Origin of the sequence: Mesorhizobium sp. ES1-6 (genome assembly GCF_020164775.1) — a bacterium.
GTDB lineage: Bacteria > Pseudomonadota > Alphaproteobacteria > Rhizobiales > Rhizobiaceae > Mesorhizobium.
In genome coordinates this window covers 295,911-320,261 of sequence record NZ_JAIUGU010000001.1, presented here as the reverse complement: position 1 = coordinate 320,261, position 24,351 = coordinate 295,911, and the positions used below count along the sequence as shown (strand labels likewise).

The 24,351-nt window shown below is 62.5% G+C and carries 33 protein-coding genes; 2 read left to right on the top strand and 31 right to left on the bottom strand.

Annotated elements, in window-relative coordinates; genetic code table 11:
- Positions 1-64 precede the first annotated feature (64 nt).
- The 29 genes from rpsK to rpsL form a co-directional block, all read right to left on the bottom strand.
- A complete protein-coding gene (gene rpsK / locus LB564_RS01765; protein WP_006205444.1) occupies positions 65-454 on the bottom strand; it encodes a 30S ribosomal protein S11 in 390 nt (129 codons plus the stop codon).
- 137 nt (positions 455-591) lie between these two features.
- Complete coding sequence (rpsM, locus tag LB564_RS01760) at positions 592-960, bottom strand: 30S ribosomal protein S13 (protein WP_006205445.1); 369 nt, start codon at positions 958-960, stop codon at positions 592-594.
- A gap of 216 nt (positions 961-1,176) precedes the next feature.
- Positions 1,177-1,773, bottom strand: coding sequence for an adenylate kinase (locus tag LB564_RS01755; protein ID WP_224534551.1), 597 nt, complete (start codon positions 1,771-1,773; stop codon positions 1,177-1,179).
- The gene (gene secY, locus LB564_RS01750) at positions 1,770-3,110 is read right to left on the bottom strand and encodes a preprotein translocase subunit SecY (RefSeq protein WP_013895692.1); all 1,341 of its coding nucleotides are present in this window, start codon (positions 3,108-3,110) and stop codon (positions 1,770-1,772) included. Before secY ends, LB564_RS01755 begins: the two co-directional genes overlap by 4 nt.
- A 194-nt stretch (positions 3,111-3,304) precedes the next feature.
- A complete protein-coding gene (rplO, locus tag LB564_RS01745) occupies positions 3,305-3,778 on the bottom strand; it encodes a 50S ribosomal protein L15 (protein WP_224534550.1) in 474 nt (157 codons plus the stop codon).
- Positions 3,779-3,800: 22 nt separating this feature from the next.
- Entirely contained in the window at positions 3,801-3,998 is a 198-nt protein-coding gene (gene rpmD / locus LB564_RS01740) for a 50S ribosomal protein L30 (protein WP_006205449.1), read from the bottom strand.
- Between the two features lie 24 nt (positions 3,999-4,022).
- The gene (gene rpsE, locus LB564_RS01735; RefSeq protein WP_032933400.1) at positions 4,023-4,586 is read right to left on the bottom strand and encodes a 30S ribosomal protein S5; all 564 of its coding nucleotides are present in this window, start codon (positions 4,584-4,586) and stop codon (positions 4,023-4,025) included.
- Between the two features lie 76 nt (positions 4,587-4,662).
- Positions 4,663-5,022, bottom strand: coding sequence for a 50S ribosomal protein L18 (gene rplR, locus LB564_RS01730; protein ID WP_140701056.1), 360 nt, complete (start codon positions 5,020-5,022; stop codon positions 4,663-4,665).
- A 136-nt stretch (positions 5,023-5,158) separates the two neighbouring features.
- Positions 5,159-5,692: a 50S ribosomal protein L6 gene (gene rplF / locus LB564_RS01725; RefSeq protein ID WP_013895694.1), complete on the bottom strand. Its 534-nt coding sequence runs from the start codon at positions 5,690-5,692 to the stop codon at positions 5,159-5,161.
- Between the two features lie 88 nt (positions 5,693-5,780).
- The gene (rpsH, locus tag LB564_RS01720) at positions 5,781-6,179 is read right to left on the bottom strand and encodes a 30S ribosomal protein S8 (protein WP_006205453.1); all 399 of its coding nucleotides are present in this window, start codon (positions 6,177-6,179) and stop codon (positions 5,781-5,783) included.
- Between the two features lie 12 nt (positions 6,180-6,191).
- The gene (gene rpsN / locus LB564_RS01715; protein ID WP_010909282.1) at positions 6,192-6,497 is read right to left on the bottom strand and encodes a 30S ribosomal protein S14; all 306 of its coding nucleotides are present in this window, start codon (positions 6,495-6,497) and stop codon (positions 6,192-6,194) included.
- Between the two features lie 27 nt (positions 6,498-6,524).
- Positions 6,525-7,103, bottom strand: coding sequence for a 50S ribosomal protein L5 (rplE, locus tag LB564_RS01710; protein WP_140701054.1), 579 nt, complete (start codon positions 7,101-7,103; stop codon positions 6,525-6,527).
- Positions 7,096-7,410: a 50S ribosomal protein L24 gene (gene rplX, locus LB564_RS01705; RefSeq protein WP_006205456.1), complete on the bottom strand. Its 315-nt coding sequence runs from the start codon at positions 7,408-7,410 to the stop codon at positions 7,096-7,098. Before rplX ends, rplE begins: the two co-directional genes overlap by 8 nt.
- A gap of 12 nt (positions 7,411-7,422) precedes the next feature.
- Entirely contained in the window at positions 7,423-7,791 is a 369-nt protein-coding gene (gene rplN, locus LB564_RS01700) for a 50S ribosomal protein L14 (protein ID WP_006205457.1), read from the bottom strand.
- 72 nt (positions 7,792-7,863) lie between these two features.
- Positions 7,864-8,103: a 30S ribosomal protein S17 gene (rpsQ, locus tag LB564_RS01695; protein WP_006205458.1), complete on the bottom strand. Its 240-nt coding sequence runs from the start codon at positions 8,101-8,103 to the stop codon at positions 7,864-7,866.
- A 4-nt stretch (positions 8,104-8,107) separates the two neighbouring features.
- Positions 8,108-8,308 (bottom strand): 50S ribosomal protein L29, encoded by a 201-nt coding sequence (rpmC, locus tag LB564_RS01690; RefSeq protein WP_140701052.1) that lies wholly within the window; start codon positions 8,306-8,308, stop codon positions 8,108-8,110.
- 13 nt (positions 8,309-8,321) lie between these two features.
- Positions 8,322-8,735: a 50S ribosomal protein L16 gene (gene rplP, locus LB564_RS01685; protein ID WP_140701049.1), complete on the bottom strand. Its 414-nt coding sequence runs from the start codon at positions 8,733-8,735 to the stop codon at positions 8,322-8,324.
- 27 nt (positions 8,736-8,762) lie between these two features.
- Complete coding sequence (rpsC, locus tag LB564_RS01680; RefSeq protein WP_010909278.1) at positions 8,763-9,488, bottom strand: 30S ribosomal protein S3; 726 nt, start codon at positions 9,486-9,488, stop codon at positions 8,763-8,765.
- Positions 9,488-9,877 carry a 50S ribosomal protein L22 gene (rplV, locus tag LB564_RS01675; protein WP_010909277.1) on the bottom strand — a complete coding sequence of 130 codons (390 nt, stop codon included), beginning with the start codon at positions 9,875-9,877 and terminating at the stop codon, positions 9,488-9,490. Before rplV ends, rpsC begins: the two co-directional genes overlap by 1 nt.
- Before the next feature lie 2 nt (positions 9,878-9,879).
- Positions 9,880-10,158 (bottom strand): 30S ribosomal protein S19, encoded by a 279-nt coding sequence (gene rpsS / locus LB564_RS01670; RefSeq protein ID WP_015317982.1) that lies wholly within the window; start codon positions 10,156-10,158, stop codon positions 9,880-9,882.
- Positions 10,159-10,174: 16 nt separating this feature from the next.
- Positions 10,175-11,008 carry a 50S ribosomal protein L2 gene (gene rplB, locus LB564_RS01665; protein ID WP_013895698.1) on the bottom strand — a complete coding sequence of 278 codons (834 nt, stop codon included), beginning with the start codon at positions 11,006-11,008 and terminating at the stop codon, positions 10,175-10,177.
- Positions 11,009-11,030: 22 nt separating this feature from the next.
- Positions 11,031-11,324 (bottom strand): 50S ribosomal protein L23, encoded by a 294-nt coding sequence (locus tag LB564_RS01660; protein WP_010909275.1) that lies wholly within the window; start codon positions 11,322-11,324, stop codon positions 11,031-11,033.
- On the bottom strand, positions 11,321-11,941 hold the full coding sequence (gene rplD / locus LB564_RS01655; protein WP_015317984.1) for a 50S ribosomal protein L4: 621 nt from the start codon (positions 11,939-11,941) through the stop codon (positions 11,321-11,323). The genes LB564_RS01660 and rplD overlap by 4 nt, the downstream gene beginning before the upstream one ends.
- Positions 11,941-12,663 (bottom strand): 50S ribosomal protein L3, encoded by a 723-nt coding sequence (gene rplC, locus LB564_RS01650; RefSeq protein ID WP_140701045.1) that lies wholly within the window; start codon positions 12,661-12,663, stop codon positions 11,941-11,943. The genes rplD and rplC overlap by 1 nt, the downstream gene beginning before the upstream one ends.
- Positions 12,664-12,724: 61 nt before the next feature.
- A complete protein-coding gene (rpsJ, locus tag LB564_RS01645) occupies positions 12,725-13,033 on the bottom strand; it encodes a 30S ribosomal protein S10 (RefSeq protein WP_010909272.1) in 309 nt (102 codons plus the stop codon).
- Between the two features lie 69 nt (positions 13,034-13,102).
- Positions 13,103-14,278: an elongation factor Tu gene (gene tuf / locus LB564_RS01640; protein WP_224534536.1), complete on the bottom strand. Its 1,176-nt coding sequence runs from the start codon at positions 14,276-14,278 to the stop codon at positions 13,103-13,105.
- A gap of 68 nt (positions 14,279-14,346) precedes the next feature.
- A complete protein-coding gene (fusA, locus tag LB564_RS01635; RefSeq protein ID WP_140710745.1) occupies positions 14,347-16,437 on the bottom strand; it encodes an elongation factor G in 2,091 nt (696 codons plus the stop codon).
- Positions 16,438-16,466: 29 nt separating this feature from the next.
- Positions 16,467-16,937, bottom strand: coding sequence for a 30S ribosomal protein S7 (rpsG, locus tag LB564_RS01630; RefSeq protein WP_008875664.1), 471 nt, complete (start codon positions 16,935-16,937; stop codon positions 16,467-16,469).
- Positions 16,938-17,013: 76 nt separating this feature from the next.
- Entirely contained in the window at positions 17,014-17,385 is a 372-nt protein-coding gene (gene rpsL / locus LB564_RS01625; protein ID WP_006333356.1) for a 30S ribosomal protein S12, read from the bottom strand.
- Between the two features lie 483 nt (positions 17,386-17,868).
- Here rpsL and LB564_RS01620 point away from each other — a divergent pair, with 483 nt between their 5' ends.
- Both LB564_RS01620 and LB564_RS01615 read left to right on the top strand, forming a co-directional pair.
- Entirely contained in the window at positions 17,869-18,150 is a 282-nt protein-coding gene (locus LB564_RS01620; protein ID WP_140710747.1) for a transcriptional regulator, read from the top strand.
- A 145-nt stretch (positions 18,151-18,295) separates the two neighbouring features.
- Positions 18,296-19,219 carry a Gfo/Idh/MocA family protein gene (locus LB564_RS01615; RefSeq protein WP_181173878.1) on the top strand — a complete coding sequence of 308 codons (924 nt, stop codon included), beginning with the start codon at positions 18,296-18,298 and terminating at the stop codon, positions 19,217-19,219.
- A gap of 11 nt (positions 19,220-19,230) precedes the next feature.
- On the opposite strand, the gene LB564_RS01610 is transcribed toward LB564_RS01615, so the two are convergent.
- Both LB564_RS01610 and rpoC read right to left on the bottom strand, forming a co-directional pair.
- Positions 19,231-19,911, bottom strand: a complete 681-nt coding sequence (locus LB564_RS01610) for an O-methyltransferase (protein ID WP_224534548.1) — start codon at positions 19,909-19,911, stop codon at positions 19,231-19,233.
- 179 nt (positions 19,912-20,090) lie between these two features.
- Positions 20,091-24,287 (bottom strand): DNA-directed RNA polymerase subunit beta', encoded by a 4,197-nt coding sequence (rpoC, locus tag LB564_RS01605; RefSeq protein ID WP_224534545.1) that lies wholly within the window; start codon positions 24,285-24,287, stop codon positions 20,091-20,093.
- Positions 24,288-24,351: the final 64 nt, after the last annotated feature.

Sequence of the window (24,351 nt, the reverse complement as noted above, 5' to 3'; positions counted from 1 at the left end):
TGGCGGGCGACCTGGAATACCGTGGAGGAACGCCTTTGGGGCGTTCACGCGGCGTTCGATAGTATTAGACGCGGCGCTTCTTGCGCGGGCGGCAGCCATTGTGCGGGATCGGCGTCACATCACGGATCGAGGTGATGGTGAAGCCGGCCGCCTGCAGGGCGCGCAGCGCCGATTCACGACCGGAGCCGGGTCCGCAGACCTCGACTTCGAGCATGCGCATGCCGTGTTCCTGGGCCTTCTTGGCGACGTCCTCGGCGGCCATCTGGGCGGCGAACGGGGTCGACTTGCGCGAACCCTTGAAGCCCTGGGCACCGGCCGACGACCAGGCGATCGAATTGCCCTGCGCGTCGGTGATGGTGATCATCGTGTTGTTGAAGGTGGAATTGACGTGGGCAACGCCCGACGAAATGTTCTTGCGTTCGCGGCGGCGAACACGTGCGGCTTCCTTGGCCATGGTAGTCCTTTCAGTTGATCTCTACACCGCCGTAATGCCAGCGGCTCCACCTGGAAAAGTGAGCAGTGAATTAGTGAGTAGTGACAGTGCAGGCATCAACGCCGCAATTCACTACCCACTACCAGCTACTCACTCTCTTACTTCTTCTTGCCGGCGATCGACTTGGCCGGGCCCTTGCGGGTACGTGCATTGGTATGGGTGCGCTGACCGCGAACCGGCAGCGAGCGGCGGTGACGCAGGCCGCGGTAGCAGCCAAGGTCCATGAGACGCTTGATGTTCATCGACACTTCACGACGCAGGTCACCTTCGACCTGGTAATCGCGATCGATGGTCTCGCGGATCTGCAGCACTTCCGCGTCGGTCAGCTGGTTGACGCGGCGCTCGGCCGGGATGCCGACCTTGTCGACGATCTCCTGGGCGAACTTCTTGCCAATGCCGTGAATGTACTGAAGCGCGATGACGACGCGCTTGTTGGTCGGAATGTTGACGCCGGCTATACGAGCCATGTTCTTCTCTTCTCCATGTGGACCGGACAACCTTCAACAAGGCAGATCCTGGCGCTGTTCAAATTACCCCGCGTCCGGTGGAGGCCGGCCCTTGCGGGAGTTTCCAGTTCAAAGCGACTGCCTTGCCCTTGCGGACAAGCAAAGTGCGCATCTGATAGGAGACGGGCCGCCATACCGCAGCGAACCGCCTCCGTCAAGCTTAATCTTTAAATTCCCTTACCGCGCCTTTGTGGCCGCCGCGAGCACGGTCTCGATCTCGGCGGTTACCGCGTCGATGCTGGCCATGCCGTCGACAGTCTCGAGCCTGCCCTTGGCGTAGTAGTAGCCGGTCAGCGGCGCGGTCTTCTTGTAGTACTCCCGCAGGCGCTCTTCAAACACGGCGGGATTGTCATCCTTGCGCACCGGCTGGCCGGCCGCCTTGGCATCCTCGGCGCGCTTGACGATACGGCCGACGAGCGCCCTGTCGTCGACGACGAGTTCGATGACCGTGTCGAGACCGATGCCGCGCTCCGAAAGCATCGATTCAACCGCATCGGCCTGCACCAGCGTGCGTGGGTAGCCGTCGAGGATGAACCCCTTGGCGCAGTCCGTCTGATCGATCCGTTCGGCGACGATGGCGTTGACGATGGCATCGGACACCAGTTCACCGGCATCCATCACCGCCTTGGCACGTTTGCCGACCTCCGTGCCGGCCTGGACGGCGGCACGCAACATATCACCCGTCGAGAGCTGGGGTATGCCGTGTTTTTCTACCAGTCTTTGTGCTTGTGTCCCCTTGCCCGCCCCTGGCGGCCCAAGCAAAATCAACCTCATCTGGCTTTCTTCCCCCCGCGCAGCTTCGACTTCTTGATCAGGCCTTCATACTGGTGCGCGATCAGGTGACCCTGAATCTGCGCAACTGTATCGAGCGTGACACTGACCACGATCAGAAGCGATGTGCCACCAAGGTAGAATGGTACGCCAGTCGCCGAGATCAGGAACTCCGGCAGCAGGCACACCAGCACCAGATAGATGGCGCCGACGACGGTGATGCGGGTGAGAACGTAATCGATGTAATCGGCGGTGCGCTCGCCCGGACGATAGCCCGGGATGAAGCCCGAATGCTTCTTGAGCTGGTCGGCGGTGTCCTTCGGGTTGAAGACAATCGCTGTGTAGAAGAAGGCGAAGAACACGATCATCGCCGCGTAGAATGCCATGTAGAGCGGCTGGCCGTGGCCAAGCGAGGCCAGGATGGTGCTGGCCCAGGCCGGCATGTTGGTCGTCTGCGAGAAGCCAGCGATGGTGGCCGGCAGCAGGAGCAGCGACGACGCGAAGATCGGCGGGATGACGCCCGACGTGTTGAGCTTGAGCGGCAAATGCGAGGTGTCGCCCTGGAACATGCGGTTGCCGACCTGGCGCTTCGGATACTGGATCAGCAGGCGGCGCTGGGCACGCTCGAAGAAGACGATGAGCGCGATGACGACGATGGCCAGAACGATGATCGCCAGGATCAGGCCGGTCGACAGCGCGCCGGTGCGGCCGAGTTCCAGCGTGCCGGAGATGGCATGCGGCAGGCCGGCGACGATGCCGGAGAAGATGATCAGCGAAATGCCGTTGCCGATGCCGCGCGCGGTGATCTGCTCACCGAGCCACATCAGAAACATGGTGCCGCCGACCAGCGTGACGACGGTCGAGATGCGGAAGAACATGCCGGGATCGCTGACGATGCCGTTGCCGTTCTCCAGGCCCACCGAAATGCCATAGGCCTGCACCAGCGCCAGAAGCACGGTGCCGTAGCGCGTGTACTGGTTGATGACCTTGCGGCCCTGTTCGCCTTCTTTCTTCAGCGCTTCCAGCGAGGGGATGACCGAGGTCATCAGCTGCATGATGATGGAGGCGGAGATGTAGGGCATGATGCCGAGCGCGAAGATGGCCATGCGCTGCACGGCGCCGCCGGCGAACATGTTGAACATGCCGAGCACGCCCTTGCTCTGCGAGGAGAAGGCCTGGGCGAAAGCGTCGGGATTGATGCCGGGAAGGGGGATATAGGTGCCCAGACGATAGACGAGCAAGGCGCCGATGGTGAACCAGATGCGTTTCTTGAGGTCCTCCGCCTTGGCGAAGGCCGAGAAATTCAGATTCGAGGCTAGTTGTTCAGCAGCCGAAGCCATGCCTGATTCTCCGCTTGGTAACGCTTGATGGCCCGTGAGGTCAGGCGGCGCGTTTCACCGAAGCTCACGAGATAAGCTCCGGGCTGTAAACATGCAAGCGGCCGCGTTGACGCGGCCGCCCAATTGATCAGATCGAAGCACGTTTCGAGGGCAAAAACGAAGTCATCCTTGCCCGAGCGCGCTTCAAATCGCCGTTACTCGGCGGCGGCCACTTCAGGCAGCTTCACCGAACCGCCGGCCTTCTCGATCTTCTCGATCGCCGCCTTGGAAGCGCCGGCGACGTCGAAGGCGAGCTTGGCCTTGAGTTTGCCATCCGACAGCACGCGCACGCCATCCTTGACGCGACGGATGACGCCGGCGGCGACAAGCGCCTCGGCCGTCACGGTTGCCTTGGCATCGAGCTTCTTGGCGTCGACCGCTTGCTGGATACGGGCCAGCGAGACGACGACGAAGCTCTTGGCGAAGATGTTGTTGAAGCCACGCTTCGGCAGGCGCCGATAGAGCGGCATCTGCCCGCCCTCGAAGCCGTTGACGGCAACGCCCGAGCGCGCCTTCTGGCCCTTGACGCCGCGACCGGCGGTCTTGCCCGAGCCGGAGCCGATGCCACGGCCGAGACGCTTCTTGGAATGCGTCGCGCCGTCCTTGTCACGCAGATCATTGAGTTTCATCTGGGTTCTCCTGCGCTTTGGCTCAGCCCTCGTCCACGACGCGGACGAGATGCTGGACGGCGGCGATCATGCCGCGCACGGAGGGCGTATCTTCCAGCGTGCGCTGCTTGTGCATCTTGTTGAGGCCGAGGCCGACCAGCGTCGCGCGCTGTTCCTTCGGGCGGCGGATCGGCGAACCGATCTGCTCAACGGTGATGGTCTTGGTAGCTTTCTTGGCCATGGTCAAAATCCCTGGTCAGATCGACTATTCTTCAGCCGCAACGGCGGTGCCGCGGCGGGCCTGAAGGGTCGAATACTTGATGCCGCGCGCGGCAGCCACATCCTTGGGATGCATCTGGCTCTTCAGCGCGTCGAAGGTGGCGCGAACCATGTTGTAGGGGTTGGACGACCCCATCGACTTGGCGACCACGTCATGCATGCCGAGCGTCTCGAAGACGGCGCGCATCGGGCCGCCGGCGATGATGCCGGTACCCTGCTTGGCGGCGCGCAACAGCACGCGGCCCGCACCCCAGCGTCCCTCGACGTCGTGATGCAGCGTGCGGCCCGAGCGCAGCGGCACGAAGATCATGTCGCGCTTGGCGGACTCGGTTGCCTTGCGGATGGCTTCCGGCACTTCGCGCGCCTTGCCGTGACCGAAGCCGACACGGCCCTTCTGGTCGCCGACGACGACGAGCGCGGCAAAGCCGAAGCGGCGGCCACCCTTGACGACCTTGGCGACGCGATTGATGTGGACGAGCTTGTCCACCATGCCGTCATCGCGCTCTTCACGCTCGCGGCCGCGGCCGCCTTCCCTACGTTCCTGTGCCATATCCTGTTCCTTGTTCTTTTCCGGAAGCACGGGTTGCTGATTGCCGATGCCGCTTTGGGTCATCAGCGGCGAAAAATCAGAAGCTCAGACCGCCTTCGCGGGCAGCCTCGGCCAGCGCCTTGACGCGGCCGTGATAGATGTACGGGCCACGGTCGAAAACGACTTCCTTGACGCCGGCCTTGGTCGCGCGCTCGGCGATCAGCTTGCCGATCGCGGCGGCGGCGGCGGTGTCGGCGCCGGTCTTGAGCGAACCCTTGAGGTCCTTCTCGAGCGTCGAGGCGGCTGCGATGGTGTGGCCCTTGGCGTCATCGATCACCTGGACGTAGATGTTCTTCGACGTGCGGTGCACCGAAAGACGCGGGCGCTCGCCGGCGACCTTCTTGAGCTGGCGGCGGACGCGCTGCGCGCGGCGCTGGATGGCTTCCTTGGTACCCATGGTGTCTTCCTTGCCTTCAGAGTCGGGGGCCCCATATGCGGTAGGCGAAGCGCCTCCCGCGACCGCTCCCCGCGGCGTTACATTTCCGTGGCTTGGTCCTGTCCGAAAAGTCCGTAACTTCCCAGGACCGAGCCGATTACTTCTTCTTGCCTTCCTTGCGGACGATCTTCTCGCCAGCGTAGCGGACGCCCTTGCCCTTGTAAGGCTCGGGACCGCGGTATTCGCGGATCTCCGCGGCAACCTGGCCGACCTGCTGCTTGTCGATGCCGGCAACGGTGATTTCCGTCGGCTTCGGGACAGTGATCGTGATGCCGGCCGGCGTCTCGTAGACGACATCATGGCTGAAGCCAAGGGCCAACTGCAGGTTCTTGCCCTGCAAGGCGGCGCGATAGCCGACGCCGGTGATCTCGAGCTTCTTCTCGAAGCCGTCCTTGACGCCCTGCAGGATGTTGACGATCTGCGTGCGCGACATGCCCCACTTGGAGCGGGCGGTCTTGGTCTGGTCGCGCGGTTGGACAGCGATCTCGCTGCCTTCCATCTTGACCAGCACTTCGTCGTTCACGACGAACTTCAGCTCGCCCTTGGGGCCCTTCGCCGTCACGGTCTGGCCGTTGACGGTCGCGGTCACGCCCTGCGGCAGCGAAACGGGTTTTTTTCCAATACGAGACATCAGGTTGTCCTCGTCACTTCTCTTGTTTCAGGTCTCTGTCTTCGGAACGATCCGAAGACCGGATTCCAATTTGCGGTGAGCTGCCAGATCAGAAGATCTGGCAGAGGATCTCGCCGCCGACGTTCTGTTCGCGTGCTTCATGGTCGGCCATCACGCCCTTCGGTGTCGAAAGGATGGCGATGCCGAGGCCGTTGGCGACGTGCGGGATCGACTTGGCCGAAACGTAAACGCGGCGGCCGGGCTTCGAAACGCGGGCGATTTCGCGCACGACCGGAGCACCATCGAAATACTTCAGCTCGATTTCGATCTCGGACTTGCCGTTGTCGAAGTCGGTCTGGCTGTAGTCGCGGATATAGCCTTCAGCCTTCAGCACGTCGAGGACGCGGGTGCGCAGACGCGAGGCCGGGGTCGAGACACTCGACTTCTTGCGGCCATAGGCATTGCGGATGCGGGTCAGCATATCGCCGAGAGGATCGCTCAATGACATGTTATGTCCTCCTTACCAGCTCGACTTGACCAGGCCCGGGATCTGGCCGTTGTTGCCGAGATCACGAAGCGCGATGCGCGATACTTTGAGCTTGCGATAGTAGGCACGCGGACGGCCGGTGACTTCGCAGCGGTTGCGGATGCGGATCTTGGCCGAGTTGCGCGGCAGGGCAGCCAGCTTGAGCTGAGCGCGGAAGCGCTCTTCCATCGGCTTGGACTGATCCATGATGATCGCCTTCAGGGCAGCGCGCTTGGGACCGTACTGGTCGGCAAGCTTGCGGCGCCTGTTGTTCTTCTCGACTGAGCTGGTCTTTGCCATTTCAGATTTTTCCTTTTCTCGCTGCCGTTACTGGCGGAAGGGGAAGTTGAAAGCCTTGAGCAATGCCCTGGCTTCGTCGTCCGTCTTCGCCGTCGTACAAACGATGACGTCCATGCCCCAGACCTGATCAACCTTGTCGTAGTTGATCTCCGGGAACACGATGTGTTCCTTGATGCCCATGGCGTAATTGCCACGGCCGTCAAAGCTCTTCGGGTTCAGTCCGCGGAAGTCGCGGACGCGCGGCAGTGCGATGTTCACGAGGCGGTCGAGGAACTCGTACATGCGTTCCTTGCGCAGCGTGACCTTGGCGCCGATCGGCATGTTCTCGCGGACCTTGAAGCCAGCGATCGAGTTGCGGGCGCGGGTGACGACGGCCTTCTGGCCGGCGATCATCGCCAGGTCCTCGGCTGCGACCGACGGCTTCTTGGAATCGGCGGTTGCTTCGCCGACGCCCATGTTCAGCACGATCTTGTCGAGGCGCGGAACCTGCATGTCGTTGTCGTAGCCGAACTGCTCCTGCAGCGCCTTGCGGATGGTCTCGTTGTAGACCTTCTTGAGACGCGGCACGTTGGTGGCAGCCGCCTGCTTGGTTTCAGCCTTAGCCATTGATGACTTCTCCCGAGCGCTTGGCGACGCGCACCTTCTTGCCGTCCTTCTGGAAGATGAAACCGACGCGGGTCGGCTTGCCATCCTTCGGATCGGCCAGCGCGATGTTCGACAGCTGGATCGGCGCTTCCTTGGTGATGATCCCGCCCTCTTGGGACTGGGACTGCTTCTGGTGACGACGGATCATGTTGACGCCGCGCACCAGCGCGGTGTCATCCTTCGGCTGAACAGAGAGGACTTCGCCCGAACGGCCCTTGTCCTTGCCGGCCAGCACGACGACCTTGTCGCCTTTTCTAATCTTTTGCATTGGTCCGGCTCCTTACAGCACTTCTGGCGCGAGCGAGATGATCTTCATGTGATTCTTGGCGCGGAGTTCGCGCGGAACCGGTCCGAAGATACGCGTGCCGATCGGCTCTTTCTTGTTGTCGACAAGAACGGCCGCGTTCTTGTCGAAACGGATCACGCTGCCGTCCGGGCGGCGGATGTCCTTGGCCGTGCGAACCACGACCGCCTTCATCACATCGCCCTTCTTAACGCGGCCGCGCGGAATGGCTTCCTTGATCGACACCACGATGATGTCGCCCACGGAAGCGTATTTCCGCTTCGAGCCGCCCAGCACCTTGATGCACATGACACGACGCGCGCCGGAATTATCCGCCACGTCGAGGTTTGTTTGCATCTGAATCATGACTGGCCGCCTTCTTCTTTTCTAACGGGACGGGCTCGAAGCCCCTCCCCGGTCTGTCCAAAATTCGTTTGTTTACGCCTGGTCCGAGGCCACGACGATCCAGCGCTTATCCTTGGAAATCGGCTTCGATTCCTGGATGAACACCTGATCGCCGACCTTGTGGGCGTTGTTCTCGTCGTGCGCCTTGTACTTCTTGGTCATGCGCACGGTCTTCTTCATCACGGGATGCGTGAAGCGCCGTTCGACCTTGACGACGACCGTCTTCTCGTTCTTGTCGCTGACGACGGTGCCCTGCAGAATGCGCTTTGGCATGGTCTTAACCCTTCTTGGCCGCGGCTTTTTCCGCGGCGATGGTCTTGATGCGCGCGATGTCCTTGCGGACCTGCTTCACGCGCGCGGTCTTTTCGAGCTGACCGGTGGCCTTCTGGAAGCGCAGGTTGAACTGCTCCTTCTTCAGGCTGGCCAGATCGTCGGTCAGCTGGTCCTGGGTCTTGGTCCGGATGTCTTCGGCTTTCATGATCAGCCCGTCCTTATTCTGCGATGCGCTGTACGAAGCGCGTCCTGACCGAGAGCTTGGCCGCGCCGAGACGCAGAGCCTCACGGGCGGTTTCTTCATTGACGCCGTCGATCTCGAACATGATGCGGCCCGGCTTGACGCGGGCCGCCCAGTAATCGACCGCGCCCTTGCCCTTACCCATGCGGACTTCGGTTGGCTTCGAGGTGACCGGCAGATCCGGGAAAATACGGATCCAGACGCGGCCGGCGCGCTTCATCTCGCGGGTGATCGCGCGGCGGGCCGCCTCGATCTCACGCGCGGTGACGCGGTTCGGCTCAAGCGCCTTCAGCCCGAAACCACCGAAATCCAGGTTGGTGCCGCCCTTTGCGACACCATGGATACGGCCCTTGAACTGCTTACGGAACTTTGTGCGCTTTGGCTGCAGCATCGTTCTAACTCCAAATTCCTAAATGTCTCAGGCGTTTTCGCGACGACGACCGCGTTCGCGATCACCACCACCGCCATGCGCGGCATCACCCTCGGTGGCGCGACGTTCCGAAGCCATCGGGTCGTGCTCGAGGATCTCGCCCTTGAATACCCAGACCTTGACGCCGCAGATACCGTACGCCGTGTTCGCCTCGGCCGTGCCGTAGTCGACATCGGCGCGCAGCGTGTGCAGCGGCACGCGGCCTTCGCGGTACCATTCCATGCGCGCGATTTCGGCGCCGCCAAGACGGCCCGAGCAGTTGATGCGGATGCCTTCGGCACCCAGGCGCATCGCCGACTGCACGGCGCGCTTCATGGCGCGGCGGAACGCGATACGGCGCTCGAGCTGCTGGGCGATCGACTGGGCGACCAGGGTCGCGTCGATTTCGGGCTTGCGCACTTCGACGATGTTGAGGTGCGTCTCGGACTTCGTCATCTCCATCAGCTTCTTGCGAAGCTTCTCGATGTCGGCGCCCTTCTTTCCGATGATCAGACCCGGGCGCGCGGCATGGATGGTGACGCGGCACTTCTTGTGCGGGCGCTCGATCACGACCTTCGAGATGGCGGCCTGCTTCAGCTCCTTCTCGAGATACTTGCGGATCTTGATGTCCTCATGCAGCAGCTTGCCGTACTCGCCGGTGTTCGCGAACCAGCGCGAATCCCAGGTGCGGTTGATGCCGAGGCGAAGACCGATCGGATTGACTTTCTGGCCCATTATGCGGCCTCCCCTTTTTCTTCGACTTCACGAACGACGATCGTGAGGTGCGAGAACGGCTTCTCGATGCGGCTGGCGCGACCACGGCCACGAGCGTGGAACCGCTTCATGACAATCGACTTGCCGACATAGGCTTCCGCCACCACCAGCGCATCGACATCGAGGTCGTGGTTGTTTTCCGCGTTGGCAATCGCCGATTCCAGCGTCTTCTTGACCGTGCCGGAAATCCGCTTGGCTGAGAATTCGAGATCGGAAAGCGCTGTCGCGACCTTCTTGCCGCGGATCAGCGCGGCAACCAGGTTCAGCTTCTGCGGGCTGATACGGATCGTGCGCAGAACGGCGCGCGCTTCGTTGTCAGCAAGCCTGCGCGGAGCTTTGGCCTTGCCCATGATTATTTCCTCTTCGCCTTCTTATCCGCGCCGTGACCGTAATAGGTCCGCGTCGGAGCGAATTCACCGAACTTATGACCGACCATGTCCTCGTTCACCGAGACGGGAACATGCTTCTGGCCGTTGTAGACACCGAAGGTGAGGCCGACGAACTGCGGCAGGATGGTGGAGCGACGGCTCCACATCTTGATCACCTCATTGCGACCGCCTTCACGAACCTTGTCCACCTTCTTGAGAAGGTAGCCGTCGATGAAGGGGCCTTTCCAAATAGAACGAGTCACTTGGCGTTACCTCTTCTTAGCTCTTGCGCTGATGGCGCGAGCGCAGGATGAACTTGTCGGTCGCCTTGTTGGACCGCGTCTTCTTGCCCTTGGTCGGCTTGCCCCACGGGCTGACCGGATGACGGCCACCGGAGGTGCGGCCTTCACCACCGCCATGCGGGTGGTCGACCGGGTTCATGGTCACGCCGCGATTGTGCGGGCGCTTGCCACGCCAAACCGTGCGGCCGGCCTTGCCGTCGTTGATGTTGCCGTGGTCGGGGTTCGACACGGCGCCGACGGTGGCCATGCAGGAGCCGTGGACGACACGCTGCTCGCCCGAATTGAGGCGCAGGATCGCCATGCCCTGGTCGCGGCCGACGAGCTGGGCGTAGCCGCCAGCCGAACGGGCGACCTGAGCGCCCTTGCCCGGCTTCAGCTCGATATTGTGGACGATCGTGCCGACCGGCATCGAGGCCAGCGGCATCGCATTGCCCGGCTTCACGTCGACCGCTTCGCCAGCCACGATCTTGTCGCCGGCCGCAAGACGCTGCGGGGCGATGATGTAGGACAGCTCGCCATCGTCATACTTGATGAGCGCGATGAAGGCGGTGCGGTTCGGATCGTATTCAATGCGCTCGACCGTGCCGACGACGTCGAACTTGCGGCGCTTGAAGTCGATGATGCGGTACGAACGCTTGTGACCGCCGCCGATGAAGCGGGCCGTGATGCGGCCGTGATTGTTGCGGCCGCCCGACTTGGTCAGGCCTTCGGTCAGGCCCTTGACGGGCTTGCCCTTGTAGAGGCCCGAGCGGTCGACGATGACCAGCTGACGGGTGCTCGGCGTTACCGGGTTGAATTTTTTAAGTGCCATTGTCCTGTCCTCGCGGCCTAGCTCAGAGACCCGTCGCGACGTCGATCGACTGGCCGTCGGCCAGCGTCACGATCGCCTTCTTGACGTCGCTCTGGCGGCCGATCGTGCCGCGGAAGCGCTTGATCTTGCCCTTGCGGACAAGCGTGTTCACGGCCATCACCTTGACGCCGAACAGCGCTTCGACGGCGGCCTTGATTTCCGGCTTCGACGCCTTCTTGGCGACGTTGAAGACGACCTGGTTCTGCTCGGAGGCCATGGTCGACTTTTCGGTGATCGCTGGCGAGACGATCACGTCGTAGTGACGAAGGTCGGTCATTTAAAGCGCTCCTCGAGAGCCTCGACGGCGGCCTTCGAAAGGACCAGCGTGCCGCGGCGCAGAATGTCGTAGACGTTGATGCCCTGTATGGGCAGCACGTCGATGTTGGGGATGTTGGTGGCTGCCAGCTTGAAATTCTTGTCAAGCTCGGCGCCGCCAATCACCAGGGCGTTGGTCAGGCCCAGCGTCGCGAAATTCGCGATCAGCGCCTTGGTCTTGGCCTCGGTCAGCTTCAGCTCGTCGATGATGATGATCGACGCGCTCTTGGCCTTGGCCGAGAGAGCATGCTTCAAGCCCAGGGCGCGCACCTTCTTCGGCAACTCGTGCTCGTGGCTGCGAACGACCGGGCCGTGGGCCTTGCCGCCGCCGCGGAACTGCGGAGCGCGTGCCGAATGGTGACGGGCGCGGCCCGTACCCTTCTGCTTGTACATCTTGGCGCCGGTGCGCGCGATTTCGGCGCGACCCTTGGCCTTGTGCGTGCCCTGCTGCTTCTTGGCAAGCTGCCAGCGCACGACGCGCTGCAGGATGTCCTCGCGCGGATCAAGGCCGAAAATTCCGTCGGAAAGTTCCACCTTGCCGGCGTCTTTACCGCCGAGCGTTGTGATCTTGAGATCCATTATTCCGCTCCCTCTGTGGCCGGAGCCTCGTTCTTCGCAGCTGCCGCGACAGCGCGGATCGCGGCGGGCTTCGGCGCGTTGGCCGGCAGCGCCACCTTGGCCGCGTCGCGGACCAGGATCCAGGCGCCCTTCGATCCGGGAACCGCACCGCGGATGAGGATCAGGCCGCGATCGGCGTCGGTCGAGACGATCTCGACATTCTGCGTGGTGACCCTGACATCGCCCATGTGACCAGCCATATGCTTGCCCTTGAACACCTTGCCCGGATCCTGACGCTGGCCGGTCGAACCGTGCGTACGGTGCGAGACCGAGTTACCGTGCGTCGCGCGGCCACCACCCATGTGGTGGCGCTTGATGACGCCCTGGAAACCCTTGCCGATCGTCGTGCCGGTCACATCGACCTTCTGGCCGGCGACAAAGTGGTCGACGGTGATCTCGGCGCCGACATCGATCAGATTGTCGGCGGAGACGCGGAACTCGGCGAGCTTCGCCTTCGGCTCGACGGAAGCGGTCGCGAAATGGCCGCGCATCGCCTTCGACGTGTTCTTCACCTTGGCCAGGCCAACGCCGAGCTGAACGGCGGTATAGCCATTCTTCTCCTGCGTGCGCTGTGCCACGACCTGGCAGTTCTCCATCTGGAGAACGGTGACGGGAACGTGTTCCCCGGCATCGTTGTAGATGCGGGTCATTCCCACCTTCTTTGCAATCACACCTGAACGCATCGGTTCAATTCCTTTAGAGTTCCGGGCCAGGGGCACCGCCCCTTACCGCGCTCTCATTCCCTTAGAGCTTGATCTCGACGTCGACACCGGCGGCCAGATCGAGCTTCATCAAAGCATCGACGGTCTGCGGGGTCGGATCGACGATGTCGAGCAGACGCTTGTGCGTGCGCATCTCGAACTGCTCGCGGCTCTTCTTGTCGACGTGAGGCGACCGGTTGACCGTGAACTTTTCGATCCGCGTCGGCAGCGGAATGGGGCCGCGGACGTTTGCCCCGGTGCGCTTGGCCGTCGACACGATTTCCTTCGTCGAGGCGTCAAGCACGCGGTGATCAAACGCCTTCAGGCGGATGCGGATATTCTGTCCGTTCATGCGTCACTTCCTTGTTCTGGCGCGGCGCGGGCAACTTCCGCGCCCGCGACAGATCGGTTTAAGTCCAAATTACTCTTTGATGGTGACGACGATGCCGGCACCGACGGTGCGGCCGCCTTCACGGATGGCGAAGCGCAGCTTCTCTTCCATGGCGATCGGCACGATCAGCTCGACATCGACCGTGATGTTGTCGCCAGGCATCACCATCTCGGTGCCTTCCGGCAGCGACACGATGCCGGTCACGTCGGTCGTGCGGAAGTAGAACTGCGGACGGTAGTTGGTGAAGAACGGCGTGTGACGGCCACCTTCGTCCTTGGTCAGGATGTAGGCTTCGGCCACGAACTTCTTGTGCGGCTTCACCGTGCCCGGCTTGGCCAGAACCTGGCCGCGCTCGACACCTTCACGATCAACGCCGCGCAGCAGCGCGCCGATGTTGTCGCCAGCCTGGCCCTGATCGAGCAGCTTGCGGAACATTTCCACGCCCGTGCAGGTCGTCTTGGTCGTCGGACGGATGCCGATGATCTCCAGCTCCTCGCCGACCTTGACCACGCCGCGCTCGACGCGACCGGTCACCACCGTGCCACGGCCCGAGATCGAGAACACGTCCTCGATCGGCATCAGGAACGGCTTGTCCAGCGGACGAACCGGCGTCGGGATGTAGGCGTCGACCTGAGCCATCAGCTCGCGGATCGCGTCCTCGCCGATCGTCTTGTCCGAATCCTCGAGTGCTGCCAGCGCCGAACCCTTGACGATCGGAATGTCGTCGCCGGGGAACTCGTTCTTCGACAGAAGCTCGCGAACCTCGAGCTCGACCAGTTCGAGGAGTTCCGCGTCATCGACCTGGTCGACCTTGTTGAGGAACACCACGATCGACGGCACGCCGACCTGACGGGCAAGCAGGATGTGCTCGCGGGTCTGCGGCATCGGGCCGTCGGCGGCCGACACGACCAGGATCGCGCCGTCCATCTGCGCGGCGCCGGTGATCATGTTCTTCACATAGTCGGCGTGGCCGGGGCAGTCGACGTGGGCGTAGTGGCGGTTGGCGGTCTCGTATTCGACGTGAGCCGTCGAGATCGTGATGCCGCGCGCCTTCTCTTCGGGCGCCGCGTCGATCTGGTCATAGCGCTTGTATTCGCCAAAATACTTGGTGATCGCAGCCGTCAGCGACGTCTTGCCGTGATCGACGTGGCCGATCGTGCCGATGTTCACATGAGGCTTAGTGCGCTCGAATTTACCTTTGGCCATGTGATGTCTCCATTTCCTGCTCGCCCGTGCGGGCTTTGAATTGCGTTACCGCGGCAGCTCTGTTCGAGTTACGCGTATTTCTTCTGGACTTCCTGGGCGACCGCGGTCGGGACCGGCTCGTAGTGATCGAACTGCATCGTGTAGGCCGCGCGGCCCTGGCTCATCGAGCGCAGGTTGTCGACGTACTTGAACATGTTGGCGAGCGGCACCATCGCGTTGATGACGACGGCCACGCCGCGCGCTTCCTGGCCCTGGATCTGGCCGCGACGGCCGTTCAGGTCGCCGATGACGCTGCCGACGTAGTCTTCCGGCGTCACCACCTCGACCTTCATGATCGGCTCGAGCAACTGCACGCCAAGCTTGGGAGCAGCTTCACGGAAGCAGGCACGGGATGCGATTTCGAAGGCGAGGACCGAGGAGTCGACGTCGTGGTAGGCGCCGTCGATGAGCGTCGCCCTGACGCCGATCATCGGGAAGCCCGCGAACGGACCGGCGCCCATGACGCTCTGGATGCCCTTTTCGACGCCCGGAATGTATTCCTTAGGCACCGCGCCGCCGACGATCTTGGACTCGAACACGAACTCTTCGCTCTCGGAATTCGGCTCGAACACGACCTTGACGCGGGCGAACTGGCCGGTACCGCCGGTCTGCTTCTTGTGCGTGTAGTCCTGCTCATGCTTGCGGGTGATCGTCTCGCGATAGGCCACCTGCGGCGCGCCGACATTGGCTTCGACCTTGAACTCGCGACGCATGCGGTCGACGATGATGTCGAGGTGCAGTTCGCCCATGCCCGAGATGATGGTCTGGCCGCTTTCCTCGTCGGTCTTGACGCGGAAGGACGGATCCTCGGCAGCCAGGCGGTGAAGGGCGAGGCCCATCTTTTCCTGGTCGTTCTTGGTCTTCGGCTCAATGGCGATCTGGATGACCGGATCGGGGAATTCCATGCGCTCGAGAATGACCGGGTGCAGCGGATCGCACAGCGTGTCACCGGTGGTCGTGTCCTTGAGGCCCGCCAGGGCGACGATGTCGCCGGCGAAAGCTTCTTCGACGTCGGCGCGCGAATTCGCATGCATCTGCAGCATGCGGCCGATGCGCTCCTTCTTGCCCTTCACGGTGTTGTCGACCGAGACGCCCTTGGTGAGCTTGCCCGAATAGATGCGGGCAAAGGTCAGCGAACCGACGAAGGGGTCGTTCATGATCTTGAAGGCAAGCATCGACAGCGGCTCGTTGTCGTCCGCATGACGCTCGATCTCGGCATCGGTCTTGGCGTCGACGCCCTTGATGGCCGGAACGTCGGCCGGCGACGGCAGATATTCGACGACCGCGTCGAGCAGCGGCTGAACGCCCTTGTTCTTGAAGGCCGAGCCGCAGAACATCGGGTAGAACTTGACCGCGATCGTACCCTTGCGGATCAGCGAACGGATCTCGTCATTCGAAGGCATCTTGCCTTCGAGGTAGTTCTCAAGCGCCGTCTCGTCCATTTCGACGGCGGCTTCGATCATCTTCTCGCGATATTCCTCGGCACGCGCCTTGAGGTCGGCCGGGATCTCGACGACGTCCCAGGCAGCGCCCAGGGTTTCGTCGCGCCAAACCAGCGCGTTCATCTCGACGAGGTCGACGACACCCTTGAACTCGGTCTCGGCGCCGATCGGCAGCTGCATGACGACAGCCTGCGCGCCAAGGCGCGAGCCGATCATCTCGACCGAGCGGTAGAAGTCGGCACCGATCTTGTCCATCTTGTTGCAGAAGATCATGCGCGGCACACGATACTTGTCGGCCTGGCGCCAGACGGTTTCCGTCTGCGGCTCGACACCGGCGTTGGCGTCGAGCAGCGCGATGGCGCCGTCGAGCACGCGCAGCGAACGCTCGACTTCGATCGTGAAGTCGACGTGTCCGGGAGTGTCGATGATGTTGAAGCGGTGCATTTTGCCGTCACGACCCTTCCAGAAGGTCGTGGTCGCGGCGGACGTGATGGTGATGCCGCGCTCCTGCTCCTGCTCCATCCAGTCCATGGTGGCAGCGCCGTCGTGCACTTCGCCGATCTTGTGCGACTTGCCCGTGTAATAGAGGACGCGCTCGGTGGTCGTCGTCTTGCCGGCGTCAATATGCGCCATGATACCGAAATTGCGGTAGTCTTCGATTTTGTATTCGCGGGCCATCGTAGCTGCCTCTCAGTCCTGTTCGCGCTTTACCAGCGGTAGTGTGCGAAAGCGCGGTTGGCTTCAGCCATCTTGTGGGTGTCTTCACGCTTCTTCACGGCGGTGCCGCGGTTGTTGGCCGCGTCCATCAGCTCGCCGGAGAGGCGGTCGACCATGGTGGTCTCGTTGCGGTTGCGGGCAGCCGCGATCAGCCAGCGGATCGCCAATGCCTGGCGGCGCTCGGGACGAACGTCGACCGGAACCTGGTAGGTGGCGCCGCCGACGCGACGCGAACGCACTTCCACATGCGGCGCGACATTGTCGAGCGCCTGATGGAAGACGGTGACCGGCTCCTGCTTGGTCTTCGACTGGACCTGGTCGAGCGCACCGTAGACGATGGTCTCGGCAACCGACTTCTTGCCGTCATACATGACGGCGTTCATGAACTTGGTGACGATCAGATCGCCGAACTTGGGATCCGGGTTGATCTCACGCTTTTCTGCACTGTGACGACGCGACATGGCTTTTGTCTCTCAATCTCGTAGCCCGGCGCGTTCAAGCAGCGCCAAGGCCGGAAAATCTTACTTCGGACGCCCCTTACTTCGGACGCTTGGCACCGTACTTCGAACGGCGCTGCTTGCGGTTCTTCACGCCCTGCGTGTCGAGCACGCCGCGGATGATGTGGTAGCGCACGCCCGGAAGATCCTTGACGCGGCCGCCGCGGATCATGACCACGGAGTGCTCCTGAAGGTTGTGACCTTCGCCGGGGATGTAACCGATCACTTCAAAACCATTGGTCAGGCGGATCTTGGCCACCTTGCGCAGCGCCGAGTTCGGCTTCTTCGGCGTCGTCGTGTAGACGCGCGTGCAGACGCCCCGCTTCTGCGGGTTCTGCTGCATGGCCGGGACCTTGTTGCGCTTCACCGGCGCAATGCGCGGCTTGCGGATCAGCTGGTTGACGGTAGGCATTAAACCCTCTTGTCTCTCAATTCCGTGTCTCGTGCCGGTCAAGGCTCGCTCAAAGCGTCATTTCCATACGCAAATTCGGGCCACAAACCGCGCCTCGCGGTCCTGCCCGAACAAATCGCAGAGGAAGCGGAAGCCGCTTCATGCACGCCGGAAATGTCTTTTCGCTCGTAAAACGAACCCTGTTTGAGGCAAACTCCAAAGCGTGTCGCTTCGGAAGGGAGAGCCTCACATCGGTTCTGACTGGGCGGCTTCTACTCGTAAGCCCGCGAACCGTCAACCCCGCAGCGGCAAATATTGCATTGAAGCCGGGTCTTGGCAGCCATGCGAAAACCGCATGTAATTTTCTTTCGCCGTTTTGCAAGGTCGGGGAAGAAAGTGCCAAGCCTCTAGCAAATTGATTGGCTTGCGGCTGTTGCGAGCCCTTGCTTCATGCGAAAAGGCCGCATGAACAGTGACAGTCCCTCGCCGCGAAGGAATCGGCCCGTGAACGACAATGAGGAACGCCCGGTCACCATCATCACCGGCCGGGTGTGGAAGAGGAAAGGCGGCAAGCCGGAAGGCGTCCATGTCATGCTGGTGGCGCCCGACGACGATTCGGCTGTGCGCCGCGCGCTCGAATCGCTCGCCGCGGAAGGCTACGCCGAGGCCGAGCTCGACCAGATCGGCGACATGGAGGGCGAGCCCGACGATGAGCCGCATCTTTCGGCCTTCCAGGGCGCACTCGAAGGCGAAGTCTCGATCGTGACCTTCGACGTGCCGATCTGACCGCAGTCGATGCGCCTCTCGCCTGCCTTTCGCCATGATGCCGATTCGTTGAGACTGGCTGGCATGGCCGACGCTTGCCCGGCATGGCCGATCTGCTAAGAGACCCGCAGTCGTCCAAACCCGGCGGAGCCTCATGTCCTCATCCATCTCGCCCATAAGAATCGGCATTGTCGGCGTCGGCAAAATTGTGCGCGACCAACATCTTCCCGCCCTGGCCAAGAACCAGGACTACCAGCTTATCGCGGCGGCCAGCCGGCACGGCAAGGTCGACGACATTGCGAATTTCCCCGACATAGAGACGATGCTTGGCGCCGTGCCCGAACTCGACGCGGTGTCGCTGTGCATGCCGCCGCAGTTCCGCTATGACGCCGCGCGCAAGGCGCTGGAGGCCGGGAAGCACGTCTTCCTGGAAAAGCCACCGGGCGCCACGGTCAGCGAGGTCGAGGACCTGAAGGCGCTGGCGACAAGACAAGGCGTCTCCCTGTTCGCAAGCTGGCATTCGCGTTACGCGCCGGCGGTGGAAGCTGCGCGGGCATTCCTGGCTTCGACCAGAATCAAATCGGCGGCGATCGTCTGGAAGGAAGACGTGCGCCGCTGGCATCCGAACCAGGACTGGATCTGGCAGCCCGGCGGCTTCGGCGTCTTCGATCCCGGCATCAACGCGCTGTCGATCGCGACCTATATCCTGCCGGCCATGTACATCACCTCGGCCGTGCTCGACTTTCCCGAGAATCGCGACGCGCCGATCGCGGCCCAGGTCGCCTTCCGCGCGGCGAGCGGATCCGATGTGACGATGGACCTCGACTGGCTGCAGACCGGACCGCAGAGCTGGGACATCCTCGCCGATACGGATGCCGGGAAAATGGTGCTCTCGGGCGGCGGCTCGAAGCTCGCCGTCGATGGCCGAGTCGTGCATGAAGAGCCGGAGGCGGAATACCCGATGCTCTACCGGCGCTTCGCCGAAATCGTGCGCGCCGGCGTGTCCGACGTCGACCTGGCGCCGCTGCAGCACGTCGCTGACGCCTTCATGCTCGGCAAGCGCAATGTGGTCGAGGCGTTTTTCGACTGAAGGTTGCCGGGTCAGCCTCCGGCAGTCACTTTGACGATCGCAATCGCAAAGCCATCATAGCCTTTGGCGCCTACGGTCTGGATGGCGGTGCCGTCCAGTCGCTTGTCGCCGCCGATGAAGGAAAAGGCCGCGCGTGCGCCTTCGACATTGGCGTCGCGGCCATCGTCTTCCAGAACGGCGCCGTCGCGGATGACGTTGTCGCACACGATCACTGTTCCTGGACGCGCCAGCCGCAAGGCCCAGGCGAGATAGTTTGGGTTGTTGGGCTTGTCGGCGTCGATGAAGATGAGATCGAACGGACCGGCATTCTCACTCGCCAACGCGTCGAGAGATTGAACCGCGGGACCGACCCTGAGCTCAACCTTGTCCGCTACCCCTGCCCGCTCGAAATTCGAGCGTGCGACCTTGGCGTGGTGCGGATCGAGTTCGAGGGTCACGACTTTGCCGTCGGCTGGCAAACCCCGCGCCATCCAGATGGTCGAATAGCCGCCCAGCGTACCGATCTCCAGCACCTTTTTCGCACCGCCGATGCGCACCAGCAGTGAGAGCAGTTTTCCCTGAGCCGCCGAGACGTCGATCGCCGGCAGGCCGTGGTCGCGGTTGGCCGCCAGGACCGCGTCGAGAACGGGGTCCGCCTCGAAGAGCGAGGACACGATGTAATCGTCGACAGCCGTCCAGGTCTTCGTGCTCATCTGCCTTCCTCCGATCGTTGAAACGAAAAAGCCGCCGGGTTGCCCCGACGGCTTCTGTTGCCTGAGATTTCCAAGCGGTTTGTCGTTTCAAGGAAACGATGAACCGCTCTATTTTCCATGAAGCAAATTCCGGGCGGAAAACCGTTGCACACTTTTCCTGGAATTGCTCCCCGCCGCGCTTACTGCGCGGCGGTTGTCATGTCGGCCAGCATCGGCTCGGCGACTTCCACACCGGAGGCCTTGCGGCGCTCATCGATGATCAGTTCGTCACGCGAGGTCGCGATGCGCCTGATCTGGCTCATCGTGCCGCCGGTACCGGCCGGGATCAACCGGCCGACGATGACGTTTTCCTTCAAGCCCTGCAGCATGTCGGTCTTGCCGGCGACCGCGGCTTCCGTCAGCACCCTGGTCGTCTCCTGGAAGGAGGCGGCCGAGATGAAGGACGGCGTCTGCAGCGAGGCCTTGGTGATGCCCAAGAGCACCGGCTGGCCTTCGGCCGGCTTCTTGCCGTCCTCGACCAGGCGCTCGTTGACCTCTTCCAGTTCGATCACGTCGACGTGGTCGCCCGGGATGTAGGTCGAGTCGCCCTGCGTGGTGATCTCGACCTTCTGCAGCATCTGGCGAACAATCACCTCGATGTGCTTGTCGTTGATCGACACGCCCTGCAGACGGTAGACTTCCTGGATCTCGTTGACGAGGTAGGACGCAAGCGCCTCCACGCCCTTGATGGCCAGGATGTCGTGCGGCGCTGGATTGCCGTCGAGGATGTAGTCGCCCTTCTCGATGACGTCGCCGTCCTGGAGATGGAACGGCTTGCCCTTCGGGATCAGGTATTCGACCGGCTCCAGCGTCGAGTCATGCGGCTCGATGATGATGCGACGCTTGTTCTTGTAGTCGCGGCCGAAGCGGATCGTGCCGTCGATCTCGGCGATGATGGCGTGATCCTTCGGACGACGTGCCTCGAACAGTTCGGCAACACGCGGCAGACCGCCGGTGATGTCCTTGGTCTTGGCGCTTTCCATCGGGATACGCGCCAGGACGTCGCCGGGGCGAACCTGCGAACCCGGCTCGACCGAGAGAATGGCCTCGACCGAGAGCAGGAAGCGGGCGTCGCCGCCCTTCGACAGCTTGCCGACCTTGCCCTTGGCGTCCTGGATGGCGATCGCCGGCTTGAGGTCGTTGCCGCGCGGCGTCGAACGCCAGTCGATGACCTCGCGCTTGGTGATGCCGGTCGACTCGTCGGCCGTTTCCTGGACGGAAATGCCATCGACCAGATCCTCGTACGACACCTTGCCCTCGATTTCGGTGAGGATCGGGCGGGTATAGGGATCCCACTCGGCGATACGCTGGCCGCGCTTCACCTTGTCGCCATCGTCCACGAAGATGCGCGAACCATAGGTGACACGGTGCGTGGCGCGCTCCTTGCCGGCCTCATCGAGGATCAGCACCGCCATGTTGCGGCCCATGACCATCTGCTGGCCGTCGGAGTTGCGCACCACGTTGCGGTTGCGGATCTCGACCTTGCCCTCATAGGAGGCTTCAAGGAACGAACTATCCACCACCTGCGCCGTACCGCCCATGTGGAAGGTACGCATGGTGAGCTGCGTGCCCGGCTCGCCGATCGACTGCGCCGCGATGACGCCGACGGCTTCGCCCTGGTTGACCGGGGTGCCGCGGGCCAGATCGCGTCCGTAGCAGACCGCGCAGACGCCGATCCTGACCTCGCAGGTCAGTGCCGAACGAATGCGGACCGACTGCACGCCGGCCTTTTCGATCTTTTCCACGTCACGCTCGTCCATCAGCGTCCCGGCCTTGACCAGCAGATCGCCGGTCACCGGATGGTTAATGTCGTCGAGCGACGTACGGCCCAGCACACGCTGGCCGACCGAAGCAACGACCTGACCGGCATCGACGATCGGCTGCATGGTGAGGCCCTTGTCGGTGCCGCAATCCACGGAGTTGACGATGCAGTCCTGCGCCACGTCGACCAGACGGCGGGTGAGGTAGCCCGAGTTCGCCGTCTTCAAGGCGGTATCGGCCAGACCCTTGCGGGCGCCGTGGGTCGAGTTGAAGTACTCGAGCACGGTCAGGCCTTCCTTGAAGTTCGAGATGATCGGCGTCTCGATGATTTCACCCGACGGCTTGGCCATCAGGCCGCGCATGCCGGCGAGCTGGCGCATCTGGGTGGGCGAGCCGCGCGCACCGGAGTGCGACATCATGTAGATCGAGTTCATCGGCTTCTGACGGCCATTGTCCTCGAACTCGACTGCCTTGATGCGGGCCATCATCTCGTCGGCGACCTTTTCCGAGCACTTGGCCCAGGCGTCGACGACCTTGTTGTACTTTTCGCCCTGCGTGATCAGGCCGTCATTGTACTGCTGCTCGTACTCCTTGGCCAAAGCCTCGGTGTCCGACACCAGCTTGATCTTGGTGTCCGGGATCAGCATGTCGTCCTTGCCGAACGAAATGCCGGCACGGCACGCATGAGCAAAGCCGAGCGCCATGATGCGATCGCAGAAAATGACCGTCTCCTTCTGACCGCAATGGCGGTAGACGGTGTCGATCATCTTGGAGATGTTCTTCTTGGTCATCTCCTGGTTGGCGGTCTCGTAAGGCACGTTGACGTTCTTCGGCAGAAGCTCGCCGATGATCATGCGGCCAGGCGTGGTGTCATGGATCTTCGACACGACCTTGCCTTCGGCGTCGACCGTGCGGAAGCGGCCCTTGATCTTGGCGTGCAAGGTCACGGCCTTGGTCTCGAGCGCGTGCTGGAGTTCGCCCATGTCGGCAAACACCATGCCCTCGCCCGGCTCGTTCTGGTTGACGATCGAGAGATAGTAGAGACCCAGGACCATGTCCTGCGACGGCACGATGATCGGCGCGCCGGAAGCCGGGTGCAGGATGTTGTTGGTCGACATCATCAGCACGCGGGCTTCAAGCTGCGCTTCCAGCGACAGCGGCACATGAACGGCCATCTGGTCGCCGTCGAAGTCGGCGTTGAAGGCCGTGCAGACCAGCGGGTGAAGCTGGATCGCCTTGCCTTCGATCAGGATCGGCTCGAACGCCTGGATGCCGAGACGGTGCAGCGTCGGCGCGCGGTTCAACAGCACCGGATGCTCGCGGATGACCTCGTCGAGGATATCCCAGACTTCCGGACGCTCCTTCTCGACCAGCTTCTTCGCCTGCTTGACGGTCGAGGAGTAACCCTTGGCGTCGAGGCGGGCGTAGATGAAGGGCTTGAACAGTTCGAGCGCCATCTTCTTCGGCAGGCCGCACTGGTGCAGCTTGAGCTCCGGACCGGTGACGATGACCGAGCGGCCGGAATAGTCGACGCGCTTGCCGAGCAGATTCTGACGGAACCGGCCCTGCTTGCCCTTGAGCATGTCGGACAGCGACTTCAGCGGACGCTTGTTGGCGCCGGTGATGACGCGGCCGCGACGGCCGTTGTCGAACAGCGCATCGACGGCTTCCTGCAGCATGCGCTTTTCATTGCGCACGATGATGCCGGGCGCGCGCAGCTCGATCAGCCGCTTCAGGCGGTTGTTGCGGTTGATGACGCGGCGATAGAGATCGTTCAGGTCGGACGTCGCGAAGCGACCGCCGTCCAGGGGGACCAGCGGGCGCAGGTCCGGCGGGATCACCGGAACCACCTTCATGATCATCCATTCCGGACGGTTGCCGGATTCCATGAAGTTCTCGACGACCTTGAGTCGCTTCAGATACTTCTTCTGCTTCAGCTCGGACGTAGTCGAAGCCAGTTCCGAACGCAGGTCGCCGGCGATCTTTTCCAGGTCCATGCCGGCCAGAAGGTCATGAATGGCCTCGGCGCCGATCATGGCGGTGAAGGAATCCTCGCCATACTCGTCAACGGCGATCATGTACTCTTCCTCGCTGAGCAGCTGGTGCTCCTTCAGCGCGGTGAGGCCAGGCTCGGTGACGATGTAGTTCTCGAAATAGAGGACGCGCTCGATGTCCTTCAGCGTCATGTCGAGCAGCGTGCCGATGCGCGAGGGCAGCGACTTCAGGAACCAGATATGGGCGACGGGGGCCGCGAGCTCGATATGGCCCATGCGCTCGCGCCGGACGCGCGACAGCGTCACTTCGACGCCGCACTTCTCGCAGATGACGCCCTTGTACTTCATGCGCTTGTACTTGCCGCACAGGCACTCATAGTCCTTGATCGGGCCAAAAATGCGCGCGCAGAACAGACCGTCACGCTCCGGCTTGAAGGTGCGGTAGTTGATGGTCTCCGGCTTCTTGATCTCGCCGAACGACCAGGACAGAATCTTCTCAGGGCTGGCAAGCGAAATCCGGATGGAATCGAACACCTGCGCAGGCGCCTGCGGATTGAAGAGATTCATGACCTCTTGGTTCATGCCGTTCTCCTTTTCGGGGTCCTCGAAAACCCCTTGCATCTAGCGCGGGCCGAATGCCCGCTGA

What these genes read in the sequence shown, in the direction of transcription:
- rplF (WP_013895694.1), bottom strand. Translation starts at nt 5,692, where the DNA reads ATGTCTCGTATTGGAAAAAAACCCGTTTCGCTGCCGCAGGGCGTGACC.
- rpsE (WP_032933400.1), bottom strand. Translation starts at nt 4,586, where the DNA reads ATGGCACAGGAACGTAGGGAAGGCGGCCGCGGCCGCGAGCGTGAAGAG.
- rpsM (WP_006205445.1), bottom strand. Translation starts at nt 960, where the DNA reads ATGGCTCGTATAGCCGGCGTCAACATTCCGACCAACAAGCGCGTCGTC.
- rpsL (WP_006333356.1), bottom strand. Translation starts at nt 17,385, where the DNA reads ATGCCTACCGTCAACCAGCTGATCCGCAAGCCGCGCATTGCGCCGGTG.
- rpsN (WP_010909282.1), bottom strand. Translation starts at nt 6,497, where the DNA reads ATGGCAAAGACCAGCTCAGTCGAGAAGAACAACAGGCGCCGCAAGCTT.
- rpsC (WP_010909278.1), bottom strand. Translation starts at nt 9,488, where the DNA reads ATGGGCCAGAAAGTCAATCCGATCGGTCTTCGCCTCGGCATCAACCGC.
- rplB (WP_013895698.1), bottom strand. Translation starts at nt 11,008, where the DNA reads ATGGCACTTAAAAAATTCAACCCGGTAACGCCGAGCACCCGTCAGCTG.
- tuf (WP_224534536.1), bottom strand. Translation starts at nt 14,278, where the DNA reads ATGGCCAAAGGTAAATTCGAGCGCACTAAGCCTCATGTGAACATCGGC.
- LB564_RS01610 (WP_224534548.1), bottom strand. Translation starts at nt 19,911, where the DNA reads ATGAGCACGAAGACCTGGACGGCTGTCGACGATTACATCGTGTCCTCG.
- rpmD (WP_006205449.1), bottom strand. Translation starts at nt 3,998, where the DNA reads ATGGCCAAGAAAGCTACCAAGACCATCACCGTTGAGCAGATCGGTTCG.
- rpsG (WP_008875664.1), bottom strand. Translation starts at nt 16,937, where the DNA reads ATGTCGCGTCGTCACAGTGCAGAAAAGCGTGAGATCAACCCGGATCCC.
- LB564_RS01755 (WP_224534551.1), bottom strand. Translation starts at nt 1,773, where the DNA reads ATGAGGTTGATTTTGCTTGGGCCGCCAGGGGCGGGCAAGGGGACACAA.
- rplR (WP_140701056.1), bottom strand. Translation starts at nt 5,022, where the DNA reads ATGGGTACCAAGGAAGCCATCCAGCGCCGCGCGCAGCGCGTCCGCCGC.
- rplV (WP_010909277.1), bottom strand. Translation starts at nt 9,877, where the DNA reads ATGGGCAAGGCCAAAGCTCCGCGCAGGCTTGCTGACAACGAAGCGCGC.
- rpsQ (WP_006205458.1), bottom strand. Translation starts at nt 8,103, where the DNA reads ATGCCAAAGCGCATTCTGCAGGGCACCGTCGTCAGCGACAAGAACGAG.
- rpoC (WP_224534545.1), bottom strand. Translation starts at nt 24,287, where the DNA reads ATGAACCAAGAGGTCATGAATCTCTTCAATCCGCAGGCGCCTGCGCAG.
- LB564_RS01660 (WP_010909275.1), bottom strand. Translation starts at nt 11,324, where the DNA reads ATGACCGACCTTCGTCACTACGACGTGATCGTCTCGCCAGCGATCACC.
- rplO (WP_224534550.1), bottom strand. Translation starts at nt 3,778, where the DNA reads ATGAAACTCAATGATCTGCGTGACAAGGACGGCGCGACGCATTCCAAG.
- rplD (WP_015317984.1), bottom strand. Translation starts at nt 11,941, where the DNA reads ATGGATCTCAAGATCACAACGCTCGGCGGTAAAGACGCCGGCAAGGTG.
- rpsK (WP_006205444.1), bottom strand. Translation starts at nt 454, where the DNA reads ATGGCCAAGGAAGCCGCACGTGTTCGCCGCCGCGAACGCAAGAACATT.
- fusA (WP_140710745.1), bottom strand. Translation starts at nt 16,437, where the DNA reads ATGGCCCGCGAATACAAAATCGAAGACTACCGCAATTTCGGTATCATG.
- rplE (WP_140701054.1), bottom strand. Translation starts at nt 7,103, where the DNA reads ATGGCTAAGGCTGAAACCAAGCAGGCGGCTGCCACCAACGTGCCGCGT.
- rplC (WP_140701045.1), bottom strand. Translation starts at nt 12,663, where the DNA reads ATGCGTTCAGGTGTGATTGCAAAGAAGGTGGGAATGACCCGCATCTAC.
- rplP (WP_140701049.1), bottom strand. Translation starts at nt 8,735, where the DNA reads ATGCTGCAGCCAAAGCGCACAAAGTTCCGTAAGCAGTTCAAGGGCCGT.
- rplX (WP_006205456.1), bottom strand. Translation starts at nt 7,410, where the DNA reads ATGCAAAAGATTAGAAAAGGCGACAAGGTCGTCGTGCTGGCCGGCAAG.
- rpsH (WP_006205453.1), bottom strand. Translation starts at nt 6,179, where the DNA reads ATGTCATTGAGCGATCCTCTCGGCGATATGCTGACCCGCATCCGCAAT.
- rplN (WP_006205457.1), bottom strand. Translation starts at nt 7,791, where the DNA reads ATGATTCAGATGCAAACAAACCTCGACGTGGCGGATAATTCCGGCGCG.
- rpmC (WP_140701052.1), bottom strand. Translation starts at nt 8,308, where the DNA reads ATGAAAGCCGAAGACATCCGGACCAAGACCCAGGACCAGCTGACCGAC.
- secY (WP_013895692.1), bottom strand. Translation starts at nt 3,110, where the DNA reads ATGGCTTCGGCTGCTGAACAACTAGCCTCGAATCTGAATTTCTCGGCC.
- rpsJ (WP_010909272.1), bottom strand. Translation starts at nt 13,033, where the DNA reads ATGAACGGACAGAATATCCGCATCCGCCTGAAGGCGTTTGATCACCGC.